Consider the following 8,764-nt stretch of genomic DNA (forward strand, 5'->3'; position numbering starts at 1 on the left):
AATTTCTATGGTCCGACGGAGTGCACGGTGGACGCGACGTGGACGTCCGTGGAAAGTGGTTCAGGGCCGCATATCGGTCGGGCGGTCGCGGGGCTGCGGACCTACGCGTTGGACGGTGCGCTTCTGCCGGTGCCGGTCGGGGTGGCCGGAGAACTGTACGTCGGCGGTGTCGGGGTGGCCCGTGGTTATGCGGGTCGGTCGGGGGAGACGGCGTCGCGGTTTGTGGCGAGCCCGTTCGGGGATGGCGAGCGGCTGTACCGGACCGGAGATCTGGTGCGGTGGAAGTACGACGGCACCCTGGAGTTCCTCGGTCGCGCGGATGAGCAGGTGAAGATTCGCGGCTATCGGGTCGAACCCGGTGAGGTCGAGGCAGTGCTCAGCGGCCTGCCCGGGGTGAGCCAGGCAGTGGTGGTCGCCCGCACCGACCGCGGGGTCACTCGCCTGGTCGGCTACGTCACCGCCGACCACGCCACCACGATCGACTCCGACCGGGGTGGCGCTCGCGTGGTGGATCGTGGGGACGCCTCCGCAGAGGATCGGGGTGGGTCGCTCGACGCCGAGCAGCTTCGGGCCGCGGCGGCGATGGTGTTGCCGGACTATCTGGTGCCTGCGGCCGTGGTCGTGTTGGAGGCGTTTCCGGTCTCGCCGAACGGCAAGCTGGACCGGCGGGCCCTGCCCGCGCCGACGTTCACCGGCGGCGCCATCGCCGGGCGGGCCCCGGCGACGCCGACCGAACGTCTGCTCGCGGGGCTGTTCGGGGAGCTGCTCGGTGTCGACGACGTCGGTCTCGACGACTCGTTCTTCGCCCTGGGCGGGCATTCCCTGCTCGCCGCCCGCCTCATCGCCCGGATTCGGACCGAGACCGGCGCGGAGACCCCCGTCCGTGCCGTCTTCGATACTCCCACCGTGGCCGGCCTCGCGACGGTCCTCGACGCCGAGCGACCCTCCTCGGCGCGGATTCCGCTCGGCCCCCGGCCTCGGCCTGAGCGGCTGGCACTGTCCGCCGCCCAGCGCCGGCTGTGGTTCCTCGACCGGCTCGAAGGCCCGTCGAGCACCTACAACGTCCCCTTCGTCGCCCGGCTGCGCGGTGACCTCGACGTCGCCGCCCTCACCGCCGCGTTCGACGACGTCGTCACCCGGCACGAGTCCCTGCGCACCGTCTTCCCCGACGACGGCGGCACGCCCTACCAGCAGATCCTGACCGAGTGCCGCGCGGCGGTCACCCTCGTCGAGACCGGCGAGGGCGAGCTGCCCGCCCTGGTCGCCGAGGCCGTCGGTCGGCCGTTCGACCTGGGGACGCAGCCGCCGCTGCGCGTGCATCTGTTCCGCCTCGCGGCCGACGACCACGTGCTCGGACTGGTGGTGCATCACATCGCCGGGGACGAGTGGTCGACCGACCCGCTGCTCACCGATCTGGCGACCGCGTACGCGGCCCGGTCGGCCGGCGCCGCGCCGGCGTGGCGGCCGCTGCCCGTCCAGTACGCCGACTACACCCTCTGGCAGCAGGAACTGCTTGGTGATCCCGACGACCCCGGCAGCGTCCTCGCCGACCAGCTGCGGTACTGGACGCGGACTCTCGCGCAGCTGCCCGAGGAGATCCCCCTGCCCGTCGACCGTCCTCGCCGCGCCGGATCGCCGCCACGCGGCGGGGAGGTGTCTTTCCCGGTTCCCGCCGCCGTCGTCCAGGGCCTGCGCGACCTCGGCCGTGACACGGGCACGACGGAGTTCATGACCGTGTGCGCCGCCGTGGCGGTCCTGCTCCACAAGCTCGGCGCCGGCCGGGACATCCCGCTGGGCGCGCTGTCCGCGGGCCGCGGCGACGAGGCGCTGCACGATCTGGTCGGCTTCTTCGTCAACACCGTGGTGCTGCGCACCCGGCTGGACGGCGACCCGACGCTGCGCGAGCTGCTGCTCGACGTGCGGGAGACGGCGTTGGACGCCTACGCGCATGCCGACGCGCCGTTCGACCGGGTCGTGGAGGCGGTCAAGCCGGAACGGGCCGCGCGACGGCACCCCCTGTTCCAGACGATGGTCGACTTCCGGGAGGCCGGGACCGCGGCCGCCGGGCTCACCGGGATCGACGTCTCCGCCCTGACCGACGGCGGCGACACCGGCGGCGGCACCGGCGGCGACACGACCGGCGGGGCGAAGTTCGACCTCGCGTTCGACTTCACGCCGCGGCCGGACGGCACCTACGACGGCTGCGTGGAGTACGACGCCGACCTGTTCGACCGGGCCACGATCGAGGGTTTCGCCACGCGGCTGGTCCACACGATGCGGATCCTCGCCACCGCCGCCGGGACCCGGCTGTCCGCGCTGGATGTGCTCCACCCCGACGAGCGGAACCGCCTGCTCGTCGAGTGGACCGACACCGCCACCCCGGTGGCCGCCACGACGGTGCCCGCGCTGTTCGCCGAGCAGACGGCCCGCACCCCGGACGCGCTCGCCATCGTCGACGGCGACGCCCGGCTGAGCTACGCGGACCTCGACCGCAGGGCCGACGCCGTCGCCGTCGGGCTGCTCGCCCTCGGCGTCACCACCGAGGACGTCGTCGGCGCGCACCTCGACCGCTGCGCCGACCTGGTCGCGACGCTGCTCGGCATCCAGCGGATCGGCGCGGCCTTCGTGCCGCTGGAACCCGGCTGGCCCGCCCGCCGGATCGCCGACATCCACCGCACGGCCCGGCTGCGCGCCGTGGTCAGCGCCACCGGAACCGGGCTGCCCGACGAGCTCGACGTGCCCGTCCTGCTCGCCGGGGACATCCCCGCCGCGCCGGCACCCGTCCCGGTCGCGCCCCTGCACCCGGACGGCCTCGCGTACGTCATCTACACCTCGGGTTCGACCGGCACCCCGAAGGGGGCGATGATCGGCCATCAGGCGATCGCCGCCCGCCTGCTGTGGCAGCGCGGGCTGCTGGGCTTCGGCCCCGGCGACGCCGTGCTGTTCAAGGCCCCGCTCGGCTTCGACATCTCGGTCAACGAGATCTTCCTGCCGCTGGTGACCGGTGCCACCCTGGTGATCGCCAGACCGGGCGGCGAGCGGGACGTCGACTACCTGCTCGAACTGATCACCCGGCACCGGGTCACCTTCACCTACCTGGTCGCCTCGATGCTGGACATGCTGCTGCAGCTGCCCGGCATCCACGGCGCCGTCGGCACGCTGCGCCACGTCTGGTGCGGCGGCGAGGCCCTCACTCCCGAGCTGTTCGGCCGCTTCCGCGCGACGCTCAACGCGGTGATGTACCACGGGTACGGCCCGGCGGAGGCCACCATCGGCGTCAGCCACGACATCTACCGCGACGACGCCGAACGCTTCGGCATCAGCATCGGCCGGCCCAATCCGAACACCCGCCTGTACGTGCTCGACGAGGCGCTGAACCCGGCGCCGGTGGGGGTGCAGGGCGAGCTGTACGCGGGCGGCCTCCCGCTCGGCCGCGGCTACGTCGGCGATCCGCGCCAGACCGCGGCCCGGTTCGTCGCCGACCCGTGGACGCCCGGGGCCCGGCTCTACCGCACCGGCGACCTCGCCCGCTGGACGGCCGCCGGCACGCTGGAGTTCGTCGGGCGGGCCGATCACCAGGTCAAGATCCGGGGGATGCGGGTCGAGCTCCAGGAGATCGAGGCCGCGCTCGGCGAGCACGACCACGTGCGGCAGGCGGTGGTCACGGTGCACCGCAACGCCGGCGGCGCCGCGCATCTCGTCGGCTACGTCACCGGCGTGCCCGGTGCGTCAGGTGTGCCCGGTGCGTCAGGTGTGCCCGGCGTGCCCGGTCTGCCAGGTGTGTCCGGCGCGGAGCTGGACGTCGAGGACCTGCGCCGATGGCTGGGCGGCCGGCTGCCCGACCACATGGTGCCGACGATCATCCAGCGGCTGGACGCCATCCCGCTGACGCCCGCGGGCAAGGTCGACCGGCGCGCCCTGCCGGCCCCGCAGCTGCGGGGCACCGGCCGGACCGCGGGCTCGGCGACGGAGCAGACGCTCGCCGGGCTCGTCGCGGACCTGCTGGCGGTGGCCGAGGTGGGCCCCGACGACTCCTTCTTCGCCCTCGGCGGGGACAGCATCGTTTCGATCCAGCTCGTCGCCCGGGCCCGCGCGGCCGGGCTGCGGATCACCCCCGGCGACGTGTTCACGCACCGCACCATCGCCGAGATCGCCGCGGCCGCCGACGCCAAGGCGGCCGCCGAACCCGCGGGACCGCCCGTCGCCACCCACGCGGCGACGGGACCGGTGCCCCTCACCCCGATCATGCGCGCGGTCCTCGAACGCGACGGCCTGCGGTCCCGGTTCGCCCAGACGGCGGTGCTGGTGGCGCCGGCCGAGATCGACCTTGCCGCGCTCGAGGCGGCGGTCGGCACGCTGCTGCGTCGGCACGACATCCTGCGCGCCGTCGTCACCCCGGACGCGGACGGCTGGGCCATGGTCGTCCCGCCCTTCGCCGAGCCGGAACGACCGGTCGTGCGCCGCGTCGTGCTCGACGACGGCCCGGATGCGCCGTCGAGCGCTGCGGTCGTCCGCGCCGAGACGGCCGCGGCGGCGGACCGGCTGGACCCGACGGCGGGCCTGCTGCTCCAGGTGGTCTGGTTCGACGGCGGGCCGGCGGGTGGCCTGATCGCGGTGGTCGCGCACCACCTCGCCGTCGACGAGGTGTCCTGGCGGATCCTCGGGCCCGATCTCGCCGACGCCCTGCGGCGCGTGCGGGCCGGGCTCGCACCCGACGACACGCCGGTCGGGACGCCGTTCCGGCACTGGGCGCTCGGCCTGGCCGACGCGGCGCTCCTGCCGGCCCGGGTCGCCGAGCTGTCGATGTGGCAGGAGATGGCCGGCGGCGACGAGGCCCCGCTGGGCGCGCGGCACCTGGACCCGAGCCGCGACCTGAACTCGACGCTGCGCACCGCCCGCGCGCAGCTGCCGCCCGGGACGACCCGCCCCCTGCTCACCGACGTCCCGGAGGCGTTCTTCACCGGAGTGGACGACGTCCTGCTCGCGGCTCTGGGCCTCGCCGTCGCGAGCTGGGGCCGCGACCGCGCTCGCCACGCCTCCCACCTGCGTGTCGCGCTCGAGGGCCACGGGCGGGAGGAGGATGCCGTGCCCGGCGCCGAGCTGTCCCAGACGGTCGGCTGGTTCACGACCCTGTACCCCGTCCGGCTGGACCTGACCGACGTCGATCTCGACGACGCCCTCGCGGGTGGCGCCTCGGTGGGCCGGCTGGTCAAGTCGGTCAAGGAGAACCGGCGGGCGATGGCCGACCATGGCCTGGGCTACGGGCTGCTCCGGTACCTGAACCCGGCGGCCGGCACCGAGCTGGGCGGGTCCTCGGCGCCACAGATCATCTTCAACTACCTGGGCCGGTCCGGCGACAAGGCCGATCGGGGCCCGTGGTCGCCGGCGGCCGGCTTCGCCGATCTCGCCGGCTTCTCCGACGGGTCGGCCCCGGCCGCCGCCTGCCTGACGGTCACCGCGCTCACGCAGGACACCGACGCCGGCCCCGTCCTGCGATCCTCCTGGTCCTACCCCGCGGAGCTGTTCGACGACGGCGAGGTCGACGCCCTCGCCGCGGCGTGGGGCGCCGCGCTGGCCGCCCTCGCCGAGCACGTTTCCGGGGGCACCGGCGGCACCGGCAGCGGGCACACCCCGTCGGACATGCCCCTGGTCGCCCTCGACCAGAGCACCCTGGACGCCTTCGAGGAACGGTGGCGGATCCAGTGAGCAGGCCAGCTCCGGACGCCCAACGCCAGTGTCCCGACAGTCTGTCGACCGGCCCCGGACGGCTTTTCCGTAACCGTGCGCCGCCGTCGGCGACGATTCTCTGTCGGCACCCTCCTCCGAACACGGCCAGGCCGATTCGGCGATTTTGCGCGCCCCTTTTTTTTTGGGTCGCGCCAAGAATGGCCCGGATATCCGTCGCCAAAGTTGCGAAACTGTAGGTCGACGGGTTAGGCTCACCTTAGTGGCGGGCGAGTCGAAGGGGCCGTGGCATTCGACGACGGGCCGTGAGCCCGACGGTCGGCTCCCCCGTCAAGCGGCAAAGAGATCGGCTCTCCTTAGCTACTCCTAGTTGTTGGCAGCTCCTGACGACTGCCACGAGACGAGGACGAACGCATGCACATCCCCGTGACTGGTGGACGCCCACGGAGTCGCCGCGACATCCTGTTCTTCGGCGCCGCTCTGGGTTCCACCGCTTTGCTGAGCGCCTGCGGCGGGGATACCAAGGGTCCGGCCGCGCCCGGCACGGCCGGAACGGCCGGAACGGCCGCGGGAGCCTTTCCGGTCACCATCAGGGACACGTTCGGCACGGTGACCATTCCGAAGGCGCCGACCCGGGTCCTCTCGCTCGGCCGCACCGATCACGATGTCCTGCTCGCCCTGGGCATCGTGCCGATCGGAGTGTTCCAGTTCACCGAGGAGATGAAGCGCGGCGTCGGCGTCTGGGCGGAGTCGAAGCTGGGCAACGTCACGCCGGAGTTCTTCAGCCCGCCGTTCGACTACGAACAGGTCGGCCGCCTGCATCCGGATCTGATCCTGGACGTGCAGTCCCGGGGTGACAAGGACGAGTACAAGTCGCTGACCGCGTTCGCGCCGACGGTCGGCCTGCCGCCGGACCGCGACCCGAACTCCGTGCCGTGGCAGCAGTCCACGGACGTCATCTCCACCGCGGTCGGCCGTAAGACCGACGGAGCGGCGCTGGTCGCCAAGACCCAGGAACTCCTCAAGAAGGCGGCGGCGGACAACCCCACGTTCGCCGGTCGCACCGTCACCATTCTGCTGGCCTGGGAGGGAGAGGTCGCCGTCTACTCGTCGGCGGACACTCGCACGCAGGTCGTGACGGCACTCGGGCTCACATCGTCGCAGTATGTGAAGAGCCTGGGCACGGAGGAGGCTTTCGTGAGTCTGTCCGCGGAACGGATGGCCGACGCGGACGCCGACGTGGTCATCGTCCTGAGTCAGCAGGGTCTGCCGAAGGCGAAGACGCTCGCCGAGTACCCGCAGATCGCGCGGATGGCGGCCGTCACGGAGAACAGGGCGGTCTTCCCGGACAACAACACCGGGCTCGCGCTCTCGTTCGCCTCGGTGCTGAGCATCCCCTACGCCGTCAAGAGCCTGGTGCCCCAGATCGGGGATGCGCTGCGGTAGGCCCGGCCGCCTGGTCGCTCGGCCCCTTGGTCGCTCGGCCACCTGGCCGCCCGCATGCCTGAATGCCTGCATGACTGCGTTCGACTGGAGCCCGCTCCACGCGTTCGAGGAGAGATGGCGTACCCGTGAACCGTTCCAACATCGAGGAGGTCCTTCCCCTCGCGCCTTTGCAGGAAGGTCTGTTCTTCCACGCGATGGCGGACAGCGACGCCGCGTACACCGTCCAGACGATCCTCGAGCTAGAAGGAGCGCTGGATCGTGCGCGGCTGCGGACCGCCGCGCAGGCCCTCGTGGACAGGCATGCCAACCTGCGGACGGCGTTCGTCGTCGTCCCCACCGGAGCGGTGCAGGTGGTGCTGCGCCAGGTCGACGTGCCCTGGGCCGAAGCCGAAGCCGAAGCTGAGGCCGGTGCCGGCGGCTCCGGCGCCGGGGTGCGGGAACTGGCGGCGGCCGAGCGGGCCCGGCCGTTCGTCATGGACGCGCCGCCGCTGATCCGCTTCCTGCTCATCCGGACGGGGCCGCGGGCACACCGGCTGGTGATCACCAGCCACCACATCCTGCTGGACGGCTGGTCGTCGCCCCTGCTGCTCAGGGATCTGTTCTCCCTCTACGCCGGGGTGCCGGCCCCACGGCCCCGGCCCTACCGGGACTACCTGACGTGGCTTGCGGCCAGGAACCGCGACGAGTCCCTCGCGGTCTGGCGCCGGGTCCTCGACGGGCTGACCGAGCCGACGCTGCTGGCCGTCACCGCCCCGCCCACTCCCGCCGCCGCCTCGCTCACTCCCCCTGCCGGGGGCGAGGTCGGCGCCGGGGCGCAGGGCGGGGACGGCACGGTGGCCGCGCCGGACCATATCCCGGTCCCCCTCGCCGTGGACGTCCAGCGGCGCCTGCGGGCCCTGGCGCGCGAGCACGGCGTCACGCTCAGCACTGTCGTTCAGGCGGCCTGGGCGATCACGCTGAGCCGGTTCGTCGGGCGCGGCGACGTGGTGTTCGGCGCGACGGTCTCGGGTCGCCCGCCGGAGATCGCCGGGGTGGAGTCGATGGTCGGCCTGTTCATCAACACCGTCCCCGTCCGGGTCACGGTGGACCCGGCGGAGACCGTCGCCGCCCTGCTGGGACGGCTGCACCGGACCCAGAGCGAGACACTGGAACACCATCATCTCGGGCTCGCCGAGGTCCAGGCGTTGGCCGGGCTCGGGGCGCTGTTCGACACCCTGGTGGTGGTCGAGTCGTATCCGGTCGACAACGCCGCGATCGACCGGGTCCGAGCGGCCCTCGGCGTCGAGATCACCGCGGCGCGGACCGAGGACGCGACCCACTACCCCCTCACGTTGGTCGCCGACCCCGGTGCCGAGCTGCGGCTGGAGCTCGAGCACCATCCCGGGCTCCTCGCCCCCCACCGCGCCCGCGAGGTGGGCGAGCTGCTCGGCGAGGTGTTCGCGGCGATGGTGGAAGCCCCCGATGTGCTGCCGGTCGCCCGGCTCGCCGTCGCCGGACCGCCGCGGTTCGCGGCGAAGAACGCCGCCGAGAACGTGGTGCCGGAGCATTTGGTTCCGTTTTCGTCGGTGTTGGGTGTGTGGGATGGGGTGGTGGCTGCTGGTGGTGGTGAGGTGGCGGTGGTGTGTGGGGGTGT

Annotated in this window: 3 protein-coding genes; all 3 read left to right on the plus strand. The window is 73.0% G+C overall.

Going from position 1 to position 8,764, the window contains the following annotated elements:
• Positions 1 to 5,706 (plus strand): non-ribosomal peptide synthetase (locus ND748_RS18765; RefSeq protein WP_285902345.1); only part of this gene is annotated, 5,706 nt, incomplete at its 5' end.
• Positions 5,707 to 6,099: 393 nt separating this feature from the next.
• Positions 6,100 to 7,131, plus strand: a complete 1,032-nt coding sequence (locus ND748_RS18770; protein ID WP_251747255.1) for an ABC transporter substrate-binding protein — start codon at positions 6,100 to 6,102, stop codon at positions 7,129 to 7,131.
• Positions 7,132 to 7,256: 125 nt separating this feature from the next.
• A partial coding sequence (locus ND748_RS18775) for a condensation domain-containing protein (protein ID WP_251747257.1) occupies positions 7,257 to 8,764 on the plus strand: 1,508 nt, incomplete at its 3' end.

It is taken from the genome of Frankia sp. AiPs1 (genome assembly GCF_023716945.1).
Taxonomy (GTDB): domain Bacteria; phylum Actinomycetota; class Actinomycetes; order Frankiales; family Frankiaceae; genus Frankia.

What these genes read in the sequence shown, in the direction of transcription:
- ND748_RS18770 (WP_251747255.1), top strand. Translation starts at nt 6,100, where the DNA reads ATGCACATCCCCGTGACTGGTGGACGCCCACGGAGTCGCCGCGACATC.